Genomic DNA, 23503 nt, shown 5'->3' with positions numbered 1-23503 from the left:
AGGTGGCATGATAGAGATGGAGGATAAGCCGAAACGGGAGCCAAGTACAAAAATGTCCATTTTAGTCTTTACGGCAGCTATCATGATGATATTGACCGGCGTCATTGTTCTTCAATTTGATATGCATATTGTCCTGTTGATCACCCTGGGTTTTGTCTGCCTGGTGTCGGTGCCGCTGGGATATCATCTGGATGACCTTATTGAATGTATGAAAAAACCATTAGGGCGTGCCCTGTCAGCTATGATAATCTTTATTTTTATTGGGATCATTATTGCGTCCCTGATTTTTGCAGGGACAATGCCCGCATTGATCTACTATGGGTTACAGTATATCACACCAAAGTTTTTTCTGCCCGTAGGTCTGGTCCTGTGCAGCCTGACCGCCCTGTCCATAGGGACATCCTGGGGCGCCATAGGCACAATGGGACTTGCGATGATGGGAATTGGTGCCGGCCTGGGGGTACCTGCTCCGGTAACTGCAGGCATGGTTATCTCAGGCGCTTTTTTCGGGGATAAGATGTCATCAATCTCTGACAGTACAAATTTGGCGCCGGCTGCTTCCGGGTCCACATTGTATACACATATCAGCGCCATGTGGCAGACAACCTTCCCGTCATATCTTATTACACTGGCGGCATTTACCATGATTGGATTTTCATATCAGGGAGGAACCATTGACCACAGCACAATTGATTTGTTCCTGGATACTTTGAGGGGGCAGTTTGATATGAATCCTGTTGTGCTGGTGCCCTTGGCAGTGCTTTTAATTTTAAACCTCATGAAGTTCCCGGCACTTCCCAGTATGTCCATTGGCAGTATATTGGCAGTGATCGCGGCAGTGTTTCTGCAAGGTTATCCGGTGAAGGAAGTGATTGAAGGGCTGAATTATGGATATGTAATGCCTACGGGAGTTGATATGGTGGATCAGCTTTTGCTGCGGGGAGGCATTCAGAGCATGATGTATACGTTCTCCTTGTCCTGCATTGCCATTGCTTTTGGCGGTGTGATGGAAAATGTGGGATATCTCCGTAAAATAGTTGCCTTGGTGGTCAGTAAGGTAAAAAGTGACCGCATGATGGTGCCGCTTGTGATCGTCAGCACTACCATAGGGACACTTACCATGGGAGAAGTTTTCCTTTCCATCATCGTAATTGGCAGTCTGTACAAAGATACATTCAAACAGCGGGGGCTGCGGCCGGAGATGCTTTCAAGGCTCATTGAGGAAGGAGGGACGCTGACGCAGCCGTTCATTCCGTGGTCCACCAGCGGGGTATTTATTACAGCGACCCTTGGTGTCACGGTGGGAGAATATTGGAAATATTCCATTATGAATTATGTCAACCCATTGCTTTCCATTGTACTTGCCATGTTTGGTGTTTTTATCCTGCGGGAGGGTGATAAGAAGGAAACTATATTTGCTAAGATCATAAAGATGAAAAAGAAGGGGATAGAGAAAAATGATTCGTAATTTTGACCAGCTGCTGGAAAAAGTGCAGTCATTAGGGCGTGTTACGGTGAGCGTTGCAGCGGCGGATGATGGGGAAGTGCTCCTGGCTGTGAAAAAGGCTGCGTCACTGGGGCTTATCCGTCCGATACTGACTGGTGATGCGGATAAGATAGCATCCGGTTGTAAACGTATGGGGTTCATGCCGTTAGATATCATAAACACCCACAGCGATGAGGAGGCTGTGCGGGCGGCCATAAAGGAGGTAAGGGATGGAAGGGCGTCTGTTCTAATGAAAGGGATGGTGAACACCAGTGTTTATATGCGGGGGATTCTGAACAGGGAATGGGGGCTGCGGACAGAGCATCTTCTCTCCATGATGGCTGTCTATGAACCGCCTAATTACCACAAGCTGCTCTTCTGTTCGGACAGCGGTATAAATGTGGCACCTAATCTGCGGCAGAAAGAAGAGATCCTGCAGAATATCCTCATCGCTGTAAAGAATATTGGCATTACACACCCGAAAGTGGCGGTACTTACAGCTAATGAATTGACAGACCCTAAGATTCCGGCAACTGTGGACGCCGCAGCACTGGCAGCAAAGGTTCCGGGAGATGACAGGTTTCTTCCATGTACCATTGAGGGTCCAATATCTTTTGATGTGGCCTTTGACCCTCAGGCAGCTGCCCAGAAAGGAATTAACAGTAAAATCAGCGGGGACCCGGATATTGTGATTTTCCCCAATATTGAGGCTGGGAATATCATGGGGAAATCATGGATCCACCTGTGCCGCTGTAACTGGGCAGGTATTGTGCTTGGGGCGGCCTGTCCCGTCATCATGGGGTCCCGGGCGGACACTGCGGATATTAAACTGAATTCTATCGCATTGGCATGTCTTGCGGCAGAAGGAAAAAATTGATCGTCTGACAAAGGAGGGGTTTTTCAAATGCAAAAAACAAAGGTATCTATTTCACCCAGACAAATATTTATACTTTTTTTAATGGGGTTTGCCTATTCTATCATTTATGCGACTCCATTCATCCAGTATGTATTTTATGATGATCTGGCATCAGCATTGAATGCTACAAATACACAGCTTGGGGTTCTGATCGCCATTTTTGGTGTGGGCAATTTGATCGCACCTATTGGCGGTGTCATAAGTGATAAATTTAATGCAAAGACGGTTTATCTCATTGGTATGTATGCCACCTGTCTGTTGAGCTTTATTTTTGCCATGAATATGAATTATAAATTTGCTGTATTTATCTGGTCAGCATTGGCAGTTGCCGCATTATTTTTATTCTTTCCGGCCCATACAAAGCTGGTCCGGCTTTTGGGGGATGAAAAGAGCCAGGGGACGCTTTTTGGAACTGCTGACGCCTTATATGGCCTGGCCAGTGTGGTCATTAATTTTATTGCTCTGGCTGTTTACGCAAAATTTGCTATTAAGGCTTTTGGAGGCGGTATTGGCGGTCTGCGGGCTGTTATTATCAGCTATGGGGTAGTTGGATTGATCGTTACCACGGTCCTTATCTTTTTACTTCCGAATCCGGATAAGGCGCTCAGAAGTGCTGCAGCTGAAGAGGGCAAGACTAAAATAAGCAGGGCAGAATGGATTGGTGTTTTCAAAGATCCGCGCACCTGGCTTTCCGGCATTACCGTATTTTCCTGCTATTCCGTAGGACTTGCCGTAACCTATTTTACACCATATATGACGAATGTGCTGGGGATCACGGTAGTAAGTTCCGGTGTTATTGCTGTTATCAGGACTTATGGTATCCGTGTGATCGGTGCTCCGCTGGGAGGGTTTCTGGGTGACAAGATCAATTCCGTATCAAGAGTCATCGGCATAACATTGGGATTAGGCGGTATTGTTACGGTTATATTCATGACTATGACAGGGCATGCTTCTGCAGGAGCAGTGACAGCGATCACCTTGCTCATCGGATTCCTGATCCAGATTTCGCGGGGCGGTATGATGTCAATCCCGTCAGAGATGAAGATTCCAAGAAAATATGCCGCAACTGCTGCGGGTATTGTCTGCGCGGTTGGTTTCTGCCCGGATTTATTCTTATATACACTATATGGACATTGGCTGGATACTTACGGCAATGCAGGTTATACACGGATATTTATTTACACTATATGTATGATGGTTTTGGGGGTGGTCAACAGTATTGTGATACACTTTTATAAAAAGAAGTATGTGGAAACAGGACGTGTGGAAATAGAAGGCGGCAATGATGAAATAGAAAAGATAAGCCAAATATAATAGGAAAGGATAGGATATGATGAATTTAAAGAAAGAAATCACAGAAAAAGAAAATCTTGAATTAGTATTTGCGGGGAAGGAGCCGGCATGGATTCCCTATCATGAGGATGCATTTTCTTTCATGCTGAATGTCACGCTAAGAAGGGAGTATAACCCTTCCACAGGCTATTATGTGGACCCGTTTGGCGTTTCCTTTATCAATACCCCCGATGGAGGGATTCCTGCAAACACTCATAGTCATGTGTTCGAGCTGGAGGATATCACCCGCTGGCGGGATATTATACCTAAAATTGATCTGGATCAGATTGATTGGGAGACAGAGGCCAAGAGGCTTAGGGCCACTATGGTGAAAGACGGGCAGATGATCGACTATTACGCCGGATTCGTCTGGGACGAGCTCCACTATATGATGGGGTTTGAGAACGCGCTTTTATCACTGGCATTGGAGCCGGAGGAGACAGGCAAAGCCCTTAACGCTATCGCGGATTTTTGGATTGATGTTATGCGTCACCAATGTAAATACCTGAAACCGGAAATGATCACCTTTATGGAACATATCGCCACAAATAAAGGGCTGCTCATGTCTCCGGATACATACCGGGAGATTCTGAAGCCAATACATAAAAAAATGTTTGATGCAGTCCATGAACTTGGGGCAATACCAACCATGCACGTGGATGGGGATATATCAGCAATTATTGAGGATATTGTTGAGGTTGGGGTGAAAGCGATAGAACCGCTCCAGATTTATAATGATATTAATCTGTATAAAGAAAAGTATGGCCTGGTAGCGATCGGAGGCTGGGATTCATTCGGCAGGGGAAATCAGGCGGACTCAACGGAGGAAGAAGTGAGGGATTCTGTGCGTTTGGCAATGGATACTTACGGACCGGGAGGACGGTATATCTTCTGGGAGAGCGGAATCACTCCGAGATTTCAGGAGCAGGGGGAATACCTGGCCGATGAGGCAAGGAAGTATGGATTATCCTTTTACCAAAAGCGCTAAAATTACACATGGAAACAGAAACATATCCAGCCAATCTTTGCAAAAGCCAAAGATTGGCTGGATTATTTTTAAGGCGCAGTCAAAAATATTTACACGTCAGCTTCCGGGGCCAGCGGAAACCGGATCAGCCGGTTGAGTTTCCGCATCTCTGTGGTGAGCATGACCGCTGCCATAGCCACTGAAAAAACATCGGATACCGGAAAAGACCACATGAGACCAATGATCCCAAAGAAGTGGGGAAGGAGCAGCATACAGGGGATCATGAACAATACCTGGCGCGACAGGGAGAGTACCGTAGCTCCCATTGCCTTTCCCACTGCCTGAAAGTATACACTGGCTACCATCTGAACTCCCATAACAAAGATAAATATAGTCATGTTCTTCAGGCACATAACGGCAAATTCATTATACAGAGCATTTTCCTGTCCAAACAGGGAAATGATCTGCTGGGGAAAGATCTGCAGGCAGAGCATACCGAGAAAACCGATGGTGACACACACAATAAGACAGGTTTTCGCCAGCTTTTTTACGCGGGTAAATAATTTAGCACCGTAATTATAGCTGAATAAGGGCTGTGAGCCTACGGAGATGCCCATGATCAGGGACATCATCAGGCCGTTTACTTTATTGACGATTCCGAATACAGTCAGAGGAATGTCAGCGCCGTATTGGGAGAGGGCACCATATTTGATGGTCTGCTGATTCATGATGATCTGCATGACAAGTGCCGCGCATTGCGTGAGGAAGGAGGAAAGACCAAGGGTCAGGATGCTTTTTACAACAGATAACCGAAGCTTCATGTTTTCCTTCTTCATTGTCAGGGTGCGGAATTTTTTCAGGTAGAGCAGACAGAAGATAAGTGTGCCGAATTGTCCGATGATAGTGGCAAAGGCGGCGCCCTTAACACCCCAGTGGAAGACAAAGATAAACAGGGGGTCCAGCACACAGTTCAGTACAGCGCCGATCAGCATGGAGTTCATGGCATAGCCAGGGTTGCCGTCAGCACGGATCTCATCACTGATCATAATGCCCACGCTGGTGAACATGGTGCCCAGAAGATAAATACGGCCATAGTCAATGGCATAGGGCAGTACCGTGTCCGTGGCACCGAAGAGGCGCAGCAAGGGGACCATGAAGAGTTCACCTAAAATGCAGAGGAGGATGCCGCTTGACAGGGCAAGCGTAAGGCCGTTGCCAAGGGTGAGATTGGCACAGTCCTGATCCTTTCCCCCAAGATTCAGTCCCACATTGGCAGCGGTGCCTACGGAGATCATCAGTGAAACTGCCATAGCGATGGTGACAAAAGGAAATACCACGTTGGTGGCAGCATTTCCAAGATATCCCACACCCTGGCCGATAAAGATCTGATCCACAAGATTATAGATAGAGTTTACCAGCATGGAAATGACGGAGGGGATGGCGAATTTTGCAAGTAGTTTTGGAATGGGAGCAGTACCCATGATATTATTTTCTTCCGGCAGAACTGCCGCTGAAGACGGATTTTTGTTTGACATTTGTGTTCCTCACTTTCAAAAAGCAAAATGGATAGAAGTATATGTACAGCCATTCTGTAAGCTGGGTTCGCACACACAGGACTACAGTAAAATACAGGCATGCCATGAACGAACAGCGCCCAAAAGAGATACATCTTTCGGGCGCTGTTGATGAAAAGAAAAAGGGTATCAGATCAATCTGTGAAATCAGAGGCTGCTTACCGCCTGCTGTCTGGATGCACGGTACATGCCTCTGCGGAACGCCGGTGTCATCTTCTGAGGAAAGTACATATAGTTGGGGATGCAGTATTTGCCGGGTTTGAAGTAGTTCTTTACGAACTCGCCGCCTGCTTTTTCCTGCTCCTCTTCAGAGGCACCTTCAGGTAGGTCAGGTTCCACGTGGAGCAGGATCTTATCGCCGTATTCTTCATACATCTTCCGGGTGGGGTTCATTGGCATGGGACACCAGGACTGCCAGCCGGCTTTTATGAAGTTTGGAAGCTGCATCTCCAGGCTGCCGCAGCTATGCAGGTCGGCGATCAGCCCTTTGGACTTGATGTGGTCCGTCAGTTCTCTCATGTAGGGGACGATCATTTCCTCCCCCACCGCAGGGGAGAAGAAAGGTGCTCTCTGGGAACCCCAGTCATCATGAACGGTAAAGCCCGAGATACCGTCCCCGTAAGTCTCGGCGCAGCGGTCAACAAGTTTACAATACAGCGCAGTTGTCTCTGCGAACAGTTCTTTTAAGGCATCTTTTTGTTCCTCGTCGATCAGGGCGACCACAGCACCTTCAAAATCCATGAAGGAAACCAGTCTCTCATACCAGCATCCGTTTAAGAACCAAAGCATATTTGCTTTTCCGTTATGGAGATAATCATAGTTTTCTCTGCCGCTGGCATCCCAGTCCCAGGCATCAATGTTGGGGAATTTCAGCATTTTGCGCCAGTCGTTGGCATCCTCAAGAAAGGGGGTGCCGGGGCGGACCATGGAGCCTCCTGCTACGGGAACATATTCCCATTCGATACCGAACATATCAGGACCGCCGTAGTCTGCCATATCGAAGGGGCTGCCCTCAATGACAAAGCCGCGGGCGATGTTGTCCGGGATTACGGAAGGGGCAAAAAGACCAGTCTCCAAACCGGAGAGACACCAGGTTGGTGTTCCCGCATACAGTTCTTTTACCGCGTCCTTTTCGGACTGTGGATAAGTCCAGGCAGGACTCTCGGGGATGGTAGGGTCGAGTAAATTTGGAACAGTATAAGCAACATTCATTTCTTTTTCATCAAAGGGAATTTTTGACATAATAGTATCTCCTGTTCTGAGTGTATTTTTATATCATGGCAATAGGAAGTGCGCAAAATGTACTTTCTATTATTTACCTTGTTTCATCTTCTCAGCGTTTGCCTGGGCATATTTGGCGGCATCCTTGTCGCTGATCTTGTAAAAGAGCAGCATGATAACAGCAGCGGCCAGATAGATAAAACCGGGGAGCATGAAGGTAACACGCATGAAATTGGCGATCCATGTAACGCTTATTTCAAAAGCACCTCCGGAGACGAATCCGATGGCTGACAGCAGAGCCAGTCCAAGGGTGTTGCCAACGGTCATGCCAATCTTCATAGGCGGAGAGGCCAGGCCGGCGGCGATAGCGCGGGTATCTTTTCCGGTTTTATACAGGAAATATTCACCTGCATCCAGGAAGAGAACAACCATGTAAGGCATCCAGGTATAAGTTCCGGCCATCAGCAGAGACATAATGATAATGTAAGCGGTCAGATTCGGAACACCGTTTGGAGCCCCGAAAAATGATACCAGGATCAGAGCAAGGCTCATCATGGCAAATCCGGTCACACAGGACATTTTCTTTCCCAGTTTTGCCCCCAGTTTTGGCATTACCATGGCTGCCAGAAATCCTACAAAGGCATTGATCAAAGTGGCAAGGGTCATCTTCGTAAAATCGCCCACAACATAAATAAAATAATAGGTATAGTTAGCCTGGTAGGTGAACTGGGCAATGTAGAGGATGGTAAATACCAGGAAGAGGACCAGCATCTGAGGATTTTTAAGCAGCGTGCCGAACATATCACCGATGCCCACCTGGTTGACGGAAGCGGTAGCCCCCACCGGGACATCCTTGCCGTCCGCACATTTGGCGATGGCTCCCAAAGCAAAAGGCATAGGGATCATGAATACGAAAGCCACGATAAAATAGTTCCAGTTTCCGAAAGGAAGAATCGTAACAAAAGTTGGAATGAAGGAACTGATGATGGTGATAACGGTGCTTTGGCGGGTCATATTGATGGTCATGGCATTTCGGTTGGCCATGTTGGGACCGGCAACGGCTGCAAGGACGCCGTAATATGCAGTCTGCAGAATGTTCATCAGACAGTTCAGGACCGTATAGGATACGGACAGGACTGCCACCCGGACGATCATGGGAGCGGAACTGGTGTTGCAGACCTCAGCCATGATGGAAACTGCGAGGATCCAGCGGCCAAGATAGAGCCAGGACTGGTTCTTGCCGGTTCTGCCGATTTTTACTTTCTCGATGATCGCACCGGCAAACAGGCTGAAGCAGAAATCCAGCAGTTTTGCCACACCCAGTGCCAGCGCAAGAGTGCCTGCGGGAATTACCAGAACCTCGGTAGCAAATGTGTTCAGGTACATGAATCCAACCATGATTGCCAGGGTCAGCAAAGAATAACTTCCCATTGTCCAGATTTCTTTTTTACTGCTGGTTACTTCCATAGAGATCCCTCACTTTCTTTCGTATAGCGGATGCTGTTCGGCGTAAATGGCACACCTGTGAATGAGATAGGTTTATAAAATTTCACGAAATATTTTATAAAATCATTATAACGAAATGCAGATTTGATTGATACGTGCAAGCAATCCAATTTTATTGGAGGATTTGTCTGGAATTTTGGTTATGGAGTATGTATTTTTCAGCTTGAAAGTCAGGTAGAATTATGATATACGGGAGAGATTGGGCATTTAGAAGGGGAGGAGAATAATGTCTGGCAATTCCGCCTGTATTTTGTTAAAATAGATGTTGTGATGGGGCTTTCGCTGCCGTTCGCAAATATGGGCGGTGTCCACACAAGACGGGCGTCTGAGATAAAGAAAGGTAATAAAAGAATGAGAAACGAATTTAACCGATACGCACTTTCAGAAGAAATTCTGGAGGCACTGAAGGGGCTGGGATACAAAGAACCCACAAGTATACAGCGGGAGGTCATTTTACCCATGCTTGCGGGAAAAAATGTAGTGGTGAAAGCACCTACAGGCAGCGGGAAGACAGCGGCATTTGCCATACCGATCTGTGAAGGCGTCCGGTGGGAAGAGAATGCGCCCCAGGCACTGGTGCTGGAACCTACCAGGGAGCTGGCAGTCCAGGTCAGTGAGGAGATGTTCCATATAGGCAGAAAAAAGCGTTTGAAAGTACCCGCAGTATTCGGCGGATTCCCTATTGACAAGCAGATCCAGACACTGCGGCAGAAATCTCATATTGTGACAGGTACACCGGGCCGTATTATGGACCATCTGGGCAGAGAGAGCCTGAAGCTGGATAAGGTAAAATGGCTGGTCATTGACGAAGCGGACTTGATGCTGGACATGGGATTTATTGAGGAAGTGAAAAACATTCTTTCCCTGGTTCCTGAAAACAGCAGGATATGCCTGTTTTCCGCTACGCTGAGACCGGAGATACAGGAATTGGCCAATGAATATATTCCGGATAACATACTTGTGCTGCAGAAGCCGACAGATGAACAGGCGGCAGCCATTACGGAAAAGTTATATTTTACGGACCAGGAGAATAAATACAATGCTTTTCTTAGGGTCCTCACGGATGAGGATCCTCAAAGCTGTATGATCTTCTGCGGGACCAGGGAGATGACCAATGTCCTGTTTCAGAAGCTGCGCAGAAGACGGATATTTTGCGGGATGCTGCACGGTGAGATGGAGCAGAGGGAACGGCTGAAGACCGTGGATGCGTTCAGGAGAGGCTGTTTTCGGTTCCTGATCGCAACAGATGTGGCGGCAAGAGGGATTGATTTTGAGCAGATCACGCATGTGGTGAATTATGATTTTCCTACGGGAAAGGAAACCTATGTCCACCGGATCGGAAGGACAGGGAGAAACGGAAAATGCGGTACAGCAGTGAGCCTAATAACAGAGGAAGACAAAAAGATGTTGGCGCAGGTGGAGGAATTTGTGGGACGGAAGCTGCCTTGCATGGAACTTCCGGCTGCGGATGAAGAGAAGGAAAAGGCATTCTGGAAATCCCAGCGCATTAAAATAGAAGCAAAGCCCAAAAAAGGGGCAGCATTAAACCGGGGTATTACCCGTCTGTCCATCGGCGGCGGACGGAAATCAAAAATGCGGGCAGGCGATATTGTAGGGACTATCTGCAGCATAGAAGGACTGGAAGCCTCTGATATAGGCATTGTGGATATCAGGGACAGCTTAAGCTATGTGGAAGTGTTGAATGATAAAGGGAATCAGGTAATAGAGTGTCTCCGGACAAAACCCATAAAGGGAAAGGTTCGTAAAGTCAGGAGAACGAAGGGGCAGAGGGATTAGGCTTGAGCCAAGGGATTCGGGAAAGCAGGTTGAATGGGCATGAGATTAAGAGCAGAGATGGGATACGAACAACGGATCGAGGAAGTAAAAAAAATGGCAGGGCTCATCATGCATAAGCATTACTGCGAACATGATGCAGAATGGATCACTTCTCATTTTGCGCCTCAGTTTTCCTGGCTGGGGACAGGGGAGGCGGAATATCTGTCCGGGCGGGAAGCCTGTGTGAACCAGTTTATTCAGTTCAGAGATCTTATTCCGGATTGTATCATACGGGATGAAGAGTATGACGTGATATGTCCCAATGAGGATATGTATGTGGTAATGGGCAGGATGTGGATCGCCACAGACCAGAGTGTGGAGATGTATTTGAAGGTACATCAGAGAGTGACTTTTGTATTTCAGGATACGGAAATGGGTCTGAAGTGCTGCCACATCCACTGTTCCAACCCTTACCAGGAGATGATGGACGGGGAGCATTTTCCTGACAGGATCGGCAGGCAGTCCTATGAGTATGTGCAGGAACGGCTGGAAGCACTGGAGGAGGAGATCAAACAGCGCAACAGACAATTGGAGGTTATCATGTCCTCCATAGCGGGAGGTCTGAAGATCAGCAATGATGATGACACCTATTCTTTTGCATTTGTCAGCAAAGAGGCAGCAGCGCTGTTCGGTTATACCGTGGAGGAATTTATGGAAGTTACCGGCGGCAGTGCAGTGGGCACTGTGTATCCTCCGGATTTACCTAAGGCATTGGCTGACTGTGAAGAGGCTTTCCGGGACGGAAATCTTACATATTCCACCCGCTACCGGGTGCGCTGCAGGGACGGCAGTCTGAAATGGGTCATTGACAGTGGAAAAAAGGCACAGGATGTGGACGGCAACTGGATGGTGAACAGTCTGTATCTGGATGTCACCCGCTCGGAGGAGGATGCGCAGCGGCTGAGAGAGCAGACACAGCTTCTCACAAGCATCTACGATACAGTTCCCTGCGGCATTATCCGCTTTATGGAGTGCCGGGATGGAAAGTACCGGCTTATTTCCCTGAATAAAGCAGCTCTTTCTCTGATGGGATACGGCAGTATGGAGGAAGGTCTGCATGATTGGAGGGAGGGCGTCATGGGGGCAGTGGTGCCGGAAGACAGAAAGGTCATCCAGGACACCTATCATAAAATGACAAGCCGGGGAGATTTTCAGGAGCTGGAATACCGGGTACAGTGGAAGGACGGCTCTATCCATTGGCTGAACGGAACCAGCATGGTGGTGGATTTTACACCGGACGGGGAAAAGATCCTTCAGAGGACAGTGGTGGATATCACCCAGAGGAAGGTGCTTCAGGAGCGCCTGGACAGAGAACAGGAAATGTACCGGGTTGCCATGGAGGCCGGCTCATCTGTCATGTTTGAATATCTTATTGATGAGGATGTATTCATCAGCTATGAACCCAGAAAAGGAAAGGGCGTGCTGCGGCATGAACTGCGGGATTACTCCAAAAGACTGTTGAAAGACCAGCTTGTGCATCCGGACGATGTTCCCACAGTGATAGATAATATCTGCAACGGGCGTACAGAAGTGTTTGAGATGCGCTGTTCCGTTCCGGACGGGATAAAAGGACAGTATTTCTGGTACAGGGCTAACAGCAGGCTTATGATGGAAAATGGAAAACCCAGCCGGGTGGTGGGGGCGCTCCACGATATCCACAGCATGAAAGCAAAACTTTCGGAGAGCAGCGAACGCCTGTATATGAGCCAGTCCGCGCTTCAGGCGATCAATGATGTGTATGTGAGTATATTCTATGTGGACCTGCTAAAAGACAGTTATTACGCGGTGCGTCTCCCGGAGGCGGACAAAGGCTTGAATCTGCCCCGGACGGGCAGATATTCTTCCGTGCTTCGCAGCCATATCCTGGAGGATGTGGATAGTAAGGATTTGGATAAGATGGCTGAAATCTGCAGCAGGGAGAGGCTTCTTGGGGAACTGACAGGCAAAAAGGAACATTTGGAGGTGGAGTTCAGGCACAGGGATTCTGTCCTGTGGCTGAGAATGGAAATCCATCTGACGGCATCGGACAACGGCAGGTCTAAGACGATCATCATAGCCTTCCGGAATATCAGTGAGGAAAAACAAAAAGAACTGGAATATTACGAGGAGGAGAAAAAGGCAAAGCGCGCTCTGGAGGAGGCATACGATTCGGTGAACCGGGCGAATCAGGCGAAATCGGATTTCTTATCCAGAATGAGCCATGATATCAGGACACCGATGAACGCCATCATGGGTATGACAGCCATAGCGGAAAAAAGCCTGGGGGATAAGGAAAAGACCGCGGACTGCCTGGAAAAGATCAATCTCTCAGGCGTACACCTGCTGGAGCTGATCAATGAAGTGCTGGATATGTCTAAGATTGAGTCGGGAAATGTGAGCCTGAGTGAGGATGCATTCTGCCTCAGGGATGTTTTGAAGGATGCCTCTCAGATCATCCGGCCGGATGCAGACGGGAAGAAGCAGCATCTGTCTGTAAATGTAAAAGAGGTGGAGCATGACTCCGTATACGGAGACCCGGTCAGAATCCGGCAGATCCTCCTCAATCTGCTGTCCAACGCAGTGAAATATACCCATGAAAACGGGCATATTGCCGTTTATCTGGAAGAGAAGCTTTCCAGTGAGGGCGGAGTGGGATGTTTTGAATTTATTGTGGAGGATGACGGTATCGGCATGTCGGAAAATTTTCAGAAGAAGCTGTTTCTGCCTTTTGAGCGGGCAGAGGATTCACGGGTGAGCCATATACAGGGAACCGGCCTGGGACTTGCCATTACCCGGAATCTGGTGCAGATGATGAACGGCACGATCACGGTCAAGAGCCGGTTGGATCAGGGGACCAGATTTATTGTGACCATATATTTAAAGCTTGCTCAGGCTGGGGAGGTCCCTGTGGAGCAAAGGTCTGTGAAAGGCTCCGGCCCATCTGATACATTTCCACCGGATACCTGTGTGCTTCTCGCTGAAGATAATGTTCTCAATCAGGAGATCGTCCGGGAGCTGTTGGAGCTTTCCGGTATCAAAACGGTGTGTACGTCCAATGGCCGGGAGGCGGTGGAACGGTTTCTGGCCGACCCGCCGGGAACTTATGCCCTGATCCTCATGGATATTCAAATGCCGGTGCTGGACGGATATGGGGCAGCCAGAGCTATCCGCAGGCTGGGAAAGACGGGACAGAGGCCTGATGCGGCAGATATCCCCATAATTGCCCTTACAGCCAACGCTTTTGCTGATGACGCCTACCAGGCGAAGCAGGCGGGGATGGATGAACATGTGACAAAACCGCTGGAGATCGGGCATCTGCTGAAGATCATGAAGAGATGGATATCATGATCCAAACCCGTTTGCCTGGCGGATCCGGTAGTGGCTGGGCGTGCAGCCCTTATGCTGCCGGAAGATCTCAGCGTAGTAGCTGGGGCTTTGAAATCCACAGGACAGGGCGATCTCTGTGATGTTCATGGAAGTATCCGTCAGAAGCCGCATACTGACTTCCAGGCGGTAGGCATTTAGGAAATCAATAGGTGTTTTGTTCAGATATTTTTTAAAGATCCTGCAGCACTTGCTGCGGCAAGTATTGCCCGCAGCAGCAATGTCATTGAGGGACAGCTTCATGGTATAGTTCTTGTATATGAAGGATACCATGTTTCGCTGTACAGACAGATCTTCCTCAAAAACAGTGCTGCAGGACAGCAGCTCCGGGCGTAATAAACGGTAAAGCTCCACCCAGGCCGCTGTGAGCCGGCTGATCATCATAAGCTCATATCCCCCATATTGTCCGCGGCAGTCTTCACATGCCGCATCGAAGAGACGGATGATCTCCGCCTCAGCGGGATTGTCTGCACGGAGATAAATATAAGGAAGATTGGGATGTCCGGCGATGGGCTGGATGAACTTTTCCGTAAGCTCAGGGTTCGTGCACAGCAGATGAAGGCGAAAGACAATACACGCAAAATAGCAGTCCGTTTTATCTTCTGAAAAACCATAGTGCATCTGCCTGGCGTTTACGATCAGGGCATCCTTTTCGCTGATCTGCAGTTTTTCCCCATTTACATAATAGACCATATGGCCTTTCAGGGCTTTCACATACTCGATATCCTCATGCCAGTGGCAGAGAGCCTCCATGTTGGTGTAGGAGGACAGCCATCGTTCTTTCAGGTACACAGGAATATTCGGGTTATTGTAGTGGACAATTTCCGAGGCATCTTTTAAAATACTTACTCCGTTCATAAAATCCTCCTCCTTAGATACGATTGTTATAATATAAAGGCATATTTTGATAGAATATACCGGATTAATACACTATTATTATACATGAAAATACTTGTTTGTGAAGGAGCAAAGAGATGGATAATATTACACGCAGGGATGCCGGGCTTCCCTACATATCAGATGATGCGGTATTTGACCAGCAGAAGATCACAAGAAGACTTTTGAGAGAGTTTAATACCACAGACCCCTCAGATTTTGAGACCCTGGGCAGGCTGGCGGGCAGGATCGTGAGCAGTCCGGAGGAGAATGTTTCTATCATGCCGCCGTTTTACTGTGATTATGGGTTTCATATCCATGTGGGAAGGGGATTTTTTGCAAATTATAATTGTACCATACTGGATGTGGCAACAGTGACCATAGGGGAAAATGTTTTATTTGCGCCTAATGTGTCTATCTATACCGCAGGGCACCCCGTACATCCTGTGTCCAGGCAGTCGGGATATGAGTATGGGATCCCTGTGACCATCGGCGACAATGTATGGGTTGGGGGAAATGTGGTCATCACCCCGGGTGTGACCATTGGAGACAATGTGGTGATCGGCGCGGGCAGCGTGGTGACAAAAGATATACCCGCCAATGTGGTGGCAGCGGGAAACCCCTGCCGTGTTATCCGTAAGATAACGGAGGAAGATAAAAAATACTATTATAAAGACAGAGAATTTGACCCGGAATCCTGGGCGGTGATAGAGGCAATGGAAAAAGGTGAGTGATAAGAAGATTTTTTATAAAAAGCTGTTTACCCTGGTCCTGCCTATTGCGTTCCAGAATTTTATGACAGCGGCTGTGAGCGCCTCCGATGCCATTATGCTGGGCGTGATCAGCCAGGAGGCATTGTCTGCAGTCTCCCTGGCAGGGCAGATACAGTTTGTCCTAAGCCTGTTTTTGGCAGCTCTGACCATTGGCACTACGATTCTGGCAGCTCAGTATTGGGGAAAAGGGGATAAGGTGTCTGTGGAGAAGATCCTTGCCATCGCGCTGAAATTCTCCTCCGTCATATCCCTGGTATTCTTTTTGGGAACCCTGTTTATACCGGAAACGCTTATGCGGATTTTTACCCCGGACGCAGACCTGATCAGACAGGGCGCCCAGTATCTGCGGATCGTGGGAGTATCTTATCTGCTGATGGGGATTTCCCAGATTTATCTGTGTATCATGAAAAACAGCGGATATACCTTGAAGAGCACGGTGATAGGCTCTGTCTCCATGGTGACGAATATTGTGCTGAACGGGGTTTTTATTTTCGGCGTATGGAAGATTCCAGCCATGGGGATTGCCGGAGCTGCGCTGGCAACCGTGCTTTCCAGAGTGCTGGAGCTTATCTGGGCGTATCTGGAATCTATGCGGCGTGGCCGGATAAAGCTGCATGTGAAATATGTGTTTCACGCTGACCGGGATTTGAGACGGGATTTCTTTCACTATACCCTTCCAGTGCTTGGAAATGAGCTGATATGGGGATGTGGATTTACCATGTATTCGGTCATCATGGGACATCTTGGCAGTGATGCGGTGGCAGCCAACTCCATTGCCAATATTGTGAAAAACCTGATAGCCTGCCTGTGTCTTGGCCTTGCCAGCGGCGGCGGGATCATTGTGGGAAATGAACTGGGAAAGGGAAATCTGTCCGGCGCAAAGGATTATGGGAACAGGCTGTGCCGGCTCTCCATTGTTCTGGGTGCCCTGTCAGGCATTCTGCTTCTGGGATTAAGCCCTTTGATTCTGGGCTTTTCCAATTTGAGTCCAACTGCCCACGGATATTTGAGGGGAATGCTTGTGATGTGTTCTTACTATATGATAGGAAAGTCCGTGAATTCCACTGTGATCGCAGGCATTTTCTGTGCGGGAGGGGATTCCAAGTTCGGACTTTTTTGTGACGCGGTCACCATGTGGGCAGTGACAGTGCCTCTTGGGCTGCTGACGGCTTTTTATTTCAAGATACCCATTCTGGCCGTGTATTTTATCATCAATTTGGATGAGATCGTAAAGCTTCCGGCGGTGTATATGCATTATAAAAAATATAACTGGGTCAGGGATATTACCAGAGACAGCCAATAAGAAAAGATGCCGGCCGGGATAGATTTCCGGTCGGCATCTTTTCTTTCTTCCGGCTTTTCAGGTGGAGCCGGGAGGGTATTTCATTTACCAAAGGTTTCCGTCCTCATCAAAAGGAAGATACTCCGGTTCACTTTCGATTATCAGGTTCGGGTTGTTTATGGCCTCTTCATAGTAGGATTCCGACAGCATAATATGCTCTATGTGAAGGCTGTTTGGAATCCGTACAACCTGAGGATTCTTTTTATCAATCTCATTACAGGTTCTTATGCAGACCTGGATCGCTTCCTTATCACTCTCCATCACAATGGGGATGCGTACACCGCCTAAAACGGTGCATGTGATCGCATTCGGGTACATGGAAGATAGATCAAGCTGGTTGAATACACGCTTGGTGGTTGCGCTGGAATATCCCAGTCCAATACCGTTTCCATGTGTTTCAGGGCTTAGATCCAAAACGCATACCCGCTGGGATTTGATCCCGCCTGTTGCATATGGGGTACAGAAGGTTCCAGTAATGTTAGGGTCCATGCCGTCTCCGCTGAAATTCTTTCCGATCCGGTCAACCACTAATACATCACATGCATCAACCAGGATCCTGGGCATGTTTGCAAAGGCTTCCTGCAGAAGCGGCGGTTCTTTTTCAATGATCTCCTCCGCATTTACGGCTGTGATCTTACAGGTTTCATCATAGGCATTTTCAATCGTTGGAACTGCAAATAAAATAGGAGCATTTTTAATGATCGCGCGGCCGAACATGGGGACATATTTCGCCATGTTTTTAAATCCCGCTTCGTGGCAGACTTCAGCGCCATGCTGTTTTCCAAGACCAATGGCCATCATTTTCATGATCCCGCTCTCGTATGGTCCGCGAAATGCCGTATGGGGTTTGATGCGGCATCCTAAGATTATGCCGTCGGATTCCGCAGCATTTTTATCAATGAATACATCCATGCCTTCCTCATTCACCCCTATTTTTTTGACTTCCATGGAAGAAATGATAGGACACCCCACATAGTCTTCCGTGATGCCGTAGCCTTCTAAGATTGCCCGCTGGCCGTCGGCGGTGGCGCCTCCATGGCTGCCCATGGCAGGAACAATAAATGGATGTGCGCCTTTTGATCTGACAAAATCAGCAATGCATTTAGTTGTGAGCGCTACATTTGCGATGCCGCGGGAACCGGCAGTGATGGCAATGTGCATCCCCGGCTTTACTTTGGAGGAGAACTTTTCCTCGGAAAGCAGAGTGTGTATTATTTGGGGGATTTCTTCCGGCTTAATCTGTGGCCGGGGAAATACCTGTTTTACTTTAAACATTTTAGGTATTGTTTGGTCACTGACCAGGTTTGCTACAAAGGGTCTTTCTCTCATGATTGGAACCTCCTGTTGTCATTAAAATATTATCATATATCCGCCGGCTGCGATCAATAGTAAAATAAGGAAGAAAACGGATTCTAACATTTCAGATACGGTATATGTCTTAATGCCTCCTTTGATAGACAGCCCACTGATGTTTGTTACGATCCAGAATCCGCTGTCGTTTACGGTTGCTCCGAAAAGGGTCCCGGATAAACAGGCCATTGCTACAAATACAGGCGGCAGTGCAATAGAGGCAGCTACGCCGGACATAATGGTCATACTGGTAAGGGCAGATACCGTGCCGGACCCGGTCACCTGTTTGATCAGCAGACCAACCAGATAGGACAAGATCAGAACAATAAATACATTATGTGCAAATCCGCTTACAATATCGGCAATGGCATCGCTGACACCTGTAATTGTAATAATGTTAGAGAAGGCACCGCCTGCACCTGTGATCAGGAATACGATTCCCGCAGAAGAAAGCGAGTCAGTGGCAGCCTTTTCCGCTTTTTCTTTGCCCATGCATTTTACACCGATCAGATAAGCGGCAATAGCGCCTGCTAACAGGGCAACTGTTTTATCACCTAAGAAAAGAAAAATACTTGGCTGTGCGTCACCCATGGCGCTGTTTGTAACTGTGTTTAAAAGAATCAAAATTATGGGTACAAAAATAGGCAGCAAAGCAAAGCCGAAAGACGGCGGTGTGATAGAACTGTCTTCCTGGGCGTCAATATGGACACCTGCGGAAGATTCGTCGGTTTCAGGATTCCAGAAGGTGGTCTTTGTGTCTAAAAATTTTGTATAGATAAATATAACAAGGAATACGCCGATCAACCCGAAAACCGTGCCAAAGGCGATCATGATACCGGTATCAAATCCGAAAATCTCGCCTGCAGCTAAAGGGGCCGGTGTAGGAGGCACCATGGTGTGGGCAGCAGCAGCCCCGATCGTGATAGCCCCCACAATATGTGCAATGGATTTATTGATCTCTTTCATCAGGGCAATGCCAATGGGAATCAGAATGACAAAAGTTACATCGAAATATACCGGGATGGCTAAAATAAAAGCAGCCAGACCGATGGCATATATGGCTTTTGCTTTTGGAAATGCTTTTACGATTTTAGATGCAATGATCTGAGCACCGCCGGACCTGCTCACAAGCTCACCCAGAATAATGCCGAAACCGATAGGAAGTCCCATGCCTTTCAGCATATTGCCAAAGCCCACGTTTATACCGTCTATGGTCTCAACCAGGGAGATGCCGGATAAAGCGCCCATTAAAATACTTCCTAATACTAATGAAATGGCTGCGTTCAATTTAACCTTCAGAATTAAAAATAAAATAACGATCATGGAAATGATCAAAGACATAAATAACCATGCGGAATGTGACATAACAAATACCTCCGTTTGTTTTTAGAATTCAAAAATGACTTTTAACATGGACGCCGCATTCTGATCAAAATCAGCAAAAGCAGCGGCCGCATCATCAAATTTGTATGTATTGGTAACAATTTTATCAAGGTCAACCCTTCCCTCTTTAACAAGGTCGATCAACTGTAAGAAATCTTTTTTCAGGGCATTTCTGGAACCGAAAATGTTAAGCTCTTTTTTCTGGATCAAAGTAAAGTTGAAATCCAGATTTTGTTTCCCCACACCGATCAAGACAACACGCCCGCCAAAGGCAGCGGCATCAATACAGTTCTGGAACGTAGAGGGAAGACCAACCGCCTCAATTGCCACGTCAAATCCATTTCCATCTGTGGCTTCCCTGACCTTGTCCATAAAAGTATCCGGATCATCGTTTAATAAGATGTGGTCGATGCCGAAAGTCTCCTGAGCGTATGCGAGTTTTTTGGGGGCTACGTCACAGATGGTAACCTCAGCGCCCAGGGACTTTGCCGCTACGGCTGCCAGAACGCCGATCGTGCCGGCGCCGATAATGAGAACCTTATCGCCTTTTGTTGTGTTTGCTCTTGTCACACCATGGTAACTGATGCAGAAAGGTTCGATCAGTGCCAGTGTCTTTGGTGAAAGGCCCTTGCCATCATATATTCTTTCAATTGGCATTGTAATATATTCTGCGAAAGCGCCTTCTCTCTGAACTCCCATAGTCTGGTTCGTGGTGCAGCAGTTCACCAGGCCTCTTTGACAGGAGTAGCATTGGGTACAGTTGAAATATGGGTTACAGGTTACTATCATTCCCTTTTCCAGACCTCTGTCATTCGGCTCAATTTCTATGATCTCAGCTGAAAATTCGTGGCCCGGTGTTCTTGGGTAAGAAAAATAGGCAAAAGTACCACGGTAAGAACCTAAATCGCTGCCGCAGATGCCGCCGTATAATACTTTTAACAGGGCTTCGCCCCTTTTGGGCACTGGCATAGGAAGTTCTTTAATAGAGACTTGTCCGGGGTTGTCAATAAACATTGCTTTCATAATTGTTGTTCCTCCAAAAATGTTATAGGAAATTGCTTGTTGTATACAAGAGATAATAGGGTAAGGTGGGAGAAATGTCAATAGAAAAAAGATAAAAATGCAGTATAAATCAATAAATTGTCAACTATACACAAATAAACACATGATGAAATGTGCAATATAGCCAAAAATAGAAAATGCCTTCGGATTAATATAGCTGATAATGTATACAACGATGAAAAAACTAAGAATGGATAGGCTTTTCAATCTCACCTGAATGTGGTAAAATATGTAACAGGTTATGAATTGGGAGAGTGTAAAAACTGCAGCGATTAAGAGACCAATCCGCTGCAAAAGTGATCATACGGAAATAACCTCAGAAAGGCGGCAATATGCAAAAAGAGAGTTTAAAACAACAGGCATATAATGCCATAAAAGCAAAAATATTAAATTGTGAATATGCACCGAATACTTTTATCAATGAAGAATTGCTGCGGGAGGAGGTATCGGCCAGCAGGACGCCGGTGCGGGATGCCATCAGCAGACTGGAGCAGGAAGGCCTGGTAAAAATTCTTCCCAAGAAAGGGATCATGGTTTCTGACTTGTCCCTGAGTCAGATCAATATGATATATGAGACAAGGCTTATGCTGGAGCCATATGCCATCTCCCACTATGGAAACCGGATAGAGCAGGACATCTACATGAATTATTATCAGGATTATCAGGCATATTTAAAGGGCGGAGATCTCCCTTATTCCTATGATGATATGGATGATCTTTTTCATCAGATGTTCATGGACGCCACATCCAATATTTATTTTTTGAAAACCTATGAGCTGATCAACAGCCAGATAAAACGAATGCGGATCATGAGCGGAGAGTGTTCCGAAAAGCGCCGCAAAGAAACCATTCAGGAACATTTAAAGATTACAAAATGTGCGCTGAAACAGGATTGGGACGGCGCGGCTGACGCCATGAATGAGCATCTGCATTATTCTAAGAATGCCATATTTGATTTATTGTTTAAAGGAAATGACTGGTCTTTATAAATAGGAAGACCGGTCATTTCCTTTTTATGAAATCCGCACAAAAAGAAAAAACATTTTTTATGGAAAGGCACGAAAGTAAAAAAATACATAATATGTTGTATACAACATGGGATATATGAAGTATAATAGGGGAAACCGAAAAGGAAATTGTTTGTTGTAAATAAGATATGACCGAAAGGGGCTTCTGTTATGTGTACACAGAGGAAAGAAACAGTAATACAGTTTGGAGAAGGAGGATTTCTCCGTGGATTCGTAGATTATTTTTTTCAGAAATTAAAAGAAAAAGATATGTTTGACGGTTCCGTTGTGGTGGTACAGCCAATCGAAAAAGGTATGATTGAAGAATTGAAGAAACAAGATTGTAGGTATCATCTCTTTTTAAGAGGGATTGATAAGGGAAGAGTCGTGGATGAGCACACGCATATTGATATTATATCCAGATGTATCAACCCTTATACAGAACACGAAGCGTATGAAGCGTTGGCCAAAAACCCTGACTTCCGATTTATTGTATCGAATACAACGGAGGCGGGCATTGAGTTTGTCCCGGACAACAGACCGGATGATAAGCCGGCAAAATCTTTTCCGGGCAAGCTGACCCAATTATTGTACAGACGTTTTTTACTGGGCTTAAAAGGGTTTATCATTTTATCTTGTGAACTGATCGACCATAACGGGGAAGAATTGAAAAAATGCTGTATGCAGTATGCGGATCTGTGGGGGTTTGGAGAAGATTTTAAGAACTGGATGGAGAAAGAGAATGATTTCTGTTCCACATTAGTTGACCGTATCGTGACCGGATTTCCGAGGGAGGAGCATAAGGCTTTGTGTGAAAGGATCAAAGAGCAGGACAATATGATGGATACGGCGGAGATCTTTCATCTGTGGGTCATCCAGGGAAACCACGAGGACGAGCTGCCGCTTTTGAAGGCCGGTTATAATGTCATCTGGACAGACAATGTAGATCCTTTTAAAAAGAGAAAGGTCAGAATTTTAAATGGTGCCCATACATCTATGGTGCTGGGAGCACATCTCTATGGTCTGGAGACAGTAGGGGAATGCCTGAAAGATGAAAAAGTATCCGCACTTCTCAAAAAATGTATTTTTGAGGAGATCATTCCTACTATCGGGGATTCACAGGACAACAGAAACTTCGGGCAGGCAGTTTTAGAGCGCTTTGCAAATCCGTTTATCAGGCATTTGCTTTTATCCATTGCTTTAAACTCTGTGTCCAAGTTTAAGGCAAGAGTCCTGCCTACGATCCTGGAATATAAAGAAAAATACGGCACCTACCCCCAGGGGCTTACTTTTTCATTTGCTGCCCTCATAGCATTTTACCACACAGATGCGGCAAACGACGGGGAAGAAATCCTGGCATTTATGAAAGAGGCTTCTGTTGCTGACGTTTTAAAGAAGGAAGAGTATTGGGGACAGGATCTAAGTCCAATGCTGGAGGCGGTTCAGAAATGGTATGACTGTATTGAGACAGAGGGTATGGAGAACGCTTACAGCGCTGTACTGGGGTAA

17 protein-coding genes are annotated in these 23503 nt (G+C 47.0%); 10 read left to right on the top strand and 7 right to left on the bottom strand.

The window, feature by feature from the left end; genetic code table 11:
* Window positions 1–7 precede the first annotated feature (7 nt).
* Genes nhaC through CI595_RS03670 form a run of 4 tightly spaced genes read left to right on the top strand, consistent with a single transcriptional unit; the run spans window position 8 to window position 4722 of the window.
* Window positions 8–1468 (top strand): Na+/H+ antiporter NhaC, encoded by a 1461-nt coding sequence (nhaC, locus tag CI595_RS03685; protein WP_243135091.1) that lies wholly within the window; start codon window positions 8–10, stop codon window positions 1466–1468.
* A complete protein-coding gene (locus CI595_RS03680) occupies window positions 1458–2363 on the top strand; it encodes a phosphate acyltransferase (RefSeq protein ID WP_095171816.1) in 906 nt (301 codons plus the stop codon). Before nhaC ends, CI595_RS03680 begins: the two co-directional genes overlap by 11 nt.
* A 27-nt stretch (window positions 2364–2390) precedes the next feature.
* Window positions 2391–3716, top strand: a complete 1326-nt coding sequence (locus tag CI595_RS03675) for an MFS transporter (protein ID WP_095171813.1) — start codon at window positions 2391–2393, stop codon at window positions 3714–3716.
* A 16-nt stretch (window positions 3717–3732) separates the two neighbouring features.
* Window positions 3733–4722, top strand: a complete 990-nt coding sequence (locus tag CI595_RS03670; protein ID WP_095171811.1) for a uroporphyrinogen decarboxylase family protein — start codon at window positions 3733–3735, stop codon at window positions 4720–4722.
* Between the two features lie 89 nt (window positions 4723–4811).
* Here the strand turns inward: CI595_RS03670 and CI595_RS03665 are convergent, their stop codons facing one another.
* The 3 genes from CI595_RS03665 to CI595_RS03655 form a co-directional block, all read right to left on the bottom strand.
* Window positions 4812–6236, bottom strand: a complete 1425-nt coding sequence (locus CI595_RS03665) for an MATE family efflux transporter (protein ID WP_095171809.1) — start codon at window positions 6234–6236, stop codon at window positions 4812–4814.
* Window positions 6237–6422: 186 nt separating this feature from the next.
* Window positions 6423–7517: a uroporphyrinogen decarboxylase/cobalamine-independent methonine synthase family protein gene (locus CI595_RS03660; RefSeq protein ID WP_095171807.1), complete on the bottom strand. Its 1095-nt coding sequence runs from the start codon at window positions 7515–7517 to the stop codon at window positions 6423–6425.
* Between the two features lie 69 nt (window positions 7518–7586).
* Entirely contained in the window at window positions 7587–8963 is a 1377-nt protein-coding gene (locus tag CI595_RS03655; RefSeq protein ID WP_095171804.1) for an MFS transporter, read from the bottom strand.
* Window positions 8964–9353: 390 nt separating this feature from the next.
* Between CI595_RS03655 and CI595_RS03650 the strand changes: the two genes are divergently transcribed.
* The gene (locus CI595_RS03650) at window positions 9354–10799 is read left to right on the top strand and encodes a DEAD/DEAH box helicase (protein ID WP_095172373.1); all 1446 of its coding nucleotides are present in this window, start codon (window positions 9354–9356) and stop codon (window positions 10797–10799) included.
* 39 nt (window positions 10800–10838) lie between these two features.
* Window positions 10839–14165 (top strand): hybrid sensor histidine kinase/response regulator, encoded by a 3327-nt coding sequence (locus tag CI595_RS03645; RefSeq protein WP_330397237.1) that lies wholly within the window; start codon window positions 10839–10841, stop codon window positions 14163–14165.
* Here CI595_RS03645 and CI595_RS03640 read toward each other — a convergent pair.
* Window positions 14160–15059 (bottom strand): AraC family transcriptional regulator, encoded by a 900-nt coding sequence (locus CI595_RS03640; protein WP_095171799.1) that lies wholly within the window; start codon window positions 15057–15059, stop codon window positions 14160–14162. The genes CI595_RS03645 and CI595_RS03640 overlap by 6 nt on opposite strands.
* Before the next feature lie 116 nt (window positions 15060–15175).
* Here CI595_RS03640 and CI595_RS03635 point away from each other — a divergent pair, with 116 nt between their 5' ends.
* Window positions 15176–15811 carry a sugar O-acetyltransferase gene (locus tag CI595_RS03635; RefSeq protein WP_095171797.1) on the top strand — a complete coding sequence of 212 codons (636 nt, stop codon included), beginning with the start codon at window positions 15176–15178 and terminating at the stop codon, window positions 15809–15811.
* Complete coding sequence (locus CI595_RS03630) at window positions 15804–17153, top strand: MATE family efflux transporter (RefSeq protein ID WP_095171795.1); 1350 nt, start codon at window positions 15804–15806, stop codon at window positions 17151–17153. The genes CI595_RS03635 and CI595_RS03630 overlap by 8 nt, the downstream gene beginning before the upstream one ends.
* Before the next feature lie 84 nt (window positions 17154–17237).
* Here the strand turns inward: CI595_RS03630 and CI595_RS03625 are convergent, their stop codons facing one another.
* The 3 genes from CI595_RS03625 to CI595_RS03615 are packed head-to-tail and all read right to left on the bottom strand — an operon-like array spanning window position 17238 to window position 20948.
* On the bottom strand, window positions 17238–18521 hold the full coding sequence (locus tag CI595_RS03625) for a nickel pincer cofactor-dependent isomerase, group 22 (protein ID WP_095171793.1): 1284 nt from the start codon (window positions 18519–18521) through the stop codon (window positions 17238–17240).
* Between the two features lie 21 nt (window positions 18522–18542).
* Complete coding sequence (locus CI595_RS03620; RefSeq protein ID WP_095171791.1) at window positions 18543–19907, bottom strand: GntP family permease; 1365 nt, start codon at window positions 19905–19907, stop codon at window positions 18543–18545.
* Between the two features lie 21 nt (window positions 19908–19928).
* Window positions 19929–20948: a zinc-binding alcohol dehydrogenase family protein gene (locus CI595_RS03615; RefSeq protein WP_095171789.1), complete on the bottom strand. Its 1020-nt coding sequence runs from the start codon at window positions 20946–20948 to the stop codon at window positions 19929–19931.
* Between the two features lie 371 nt (window positions 20949–21319).
* Between CI595_RS03615 and CI595_RS03610 the strand changes: the two genes are divergently transcribed.
* Entirely contained in the window at window positions 21320–21976 is a 657-nt protein-coding gene (locus tag CI595_RS03610; protein WP_095171786.1) for a GntR family transcriptional regulator, read from the top strand.
* 189 nt (window positions 21977–22165) lie between these two features.
* A complete protein-coding gene (locus CI595_RS03605) occupies window positions 22166–23503 on the top strand; it encodes a tagaturonate reductase (protein ID WP_095171783.1) in 1338 nt (445 codons plus the stop codon).

Source organism: Blautia hominis, from assembly GCA_002270465.1.
Classification (GTDB): Bacteria; Bacillota; Clostridia; order Lachnospirales; family Lachnospiraceae; genus Blautia; species Blautia hominis.
The sequence above is the reverse complement of the archived record's forward strand: the minus strand, read 5'-3'. Positions and strand labels throughout refer to the sequence as shown.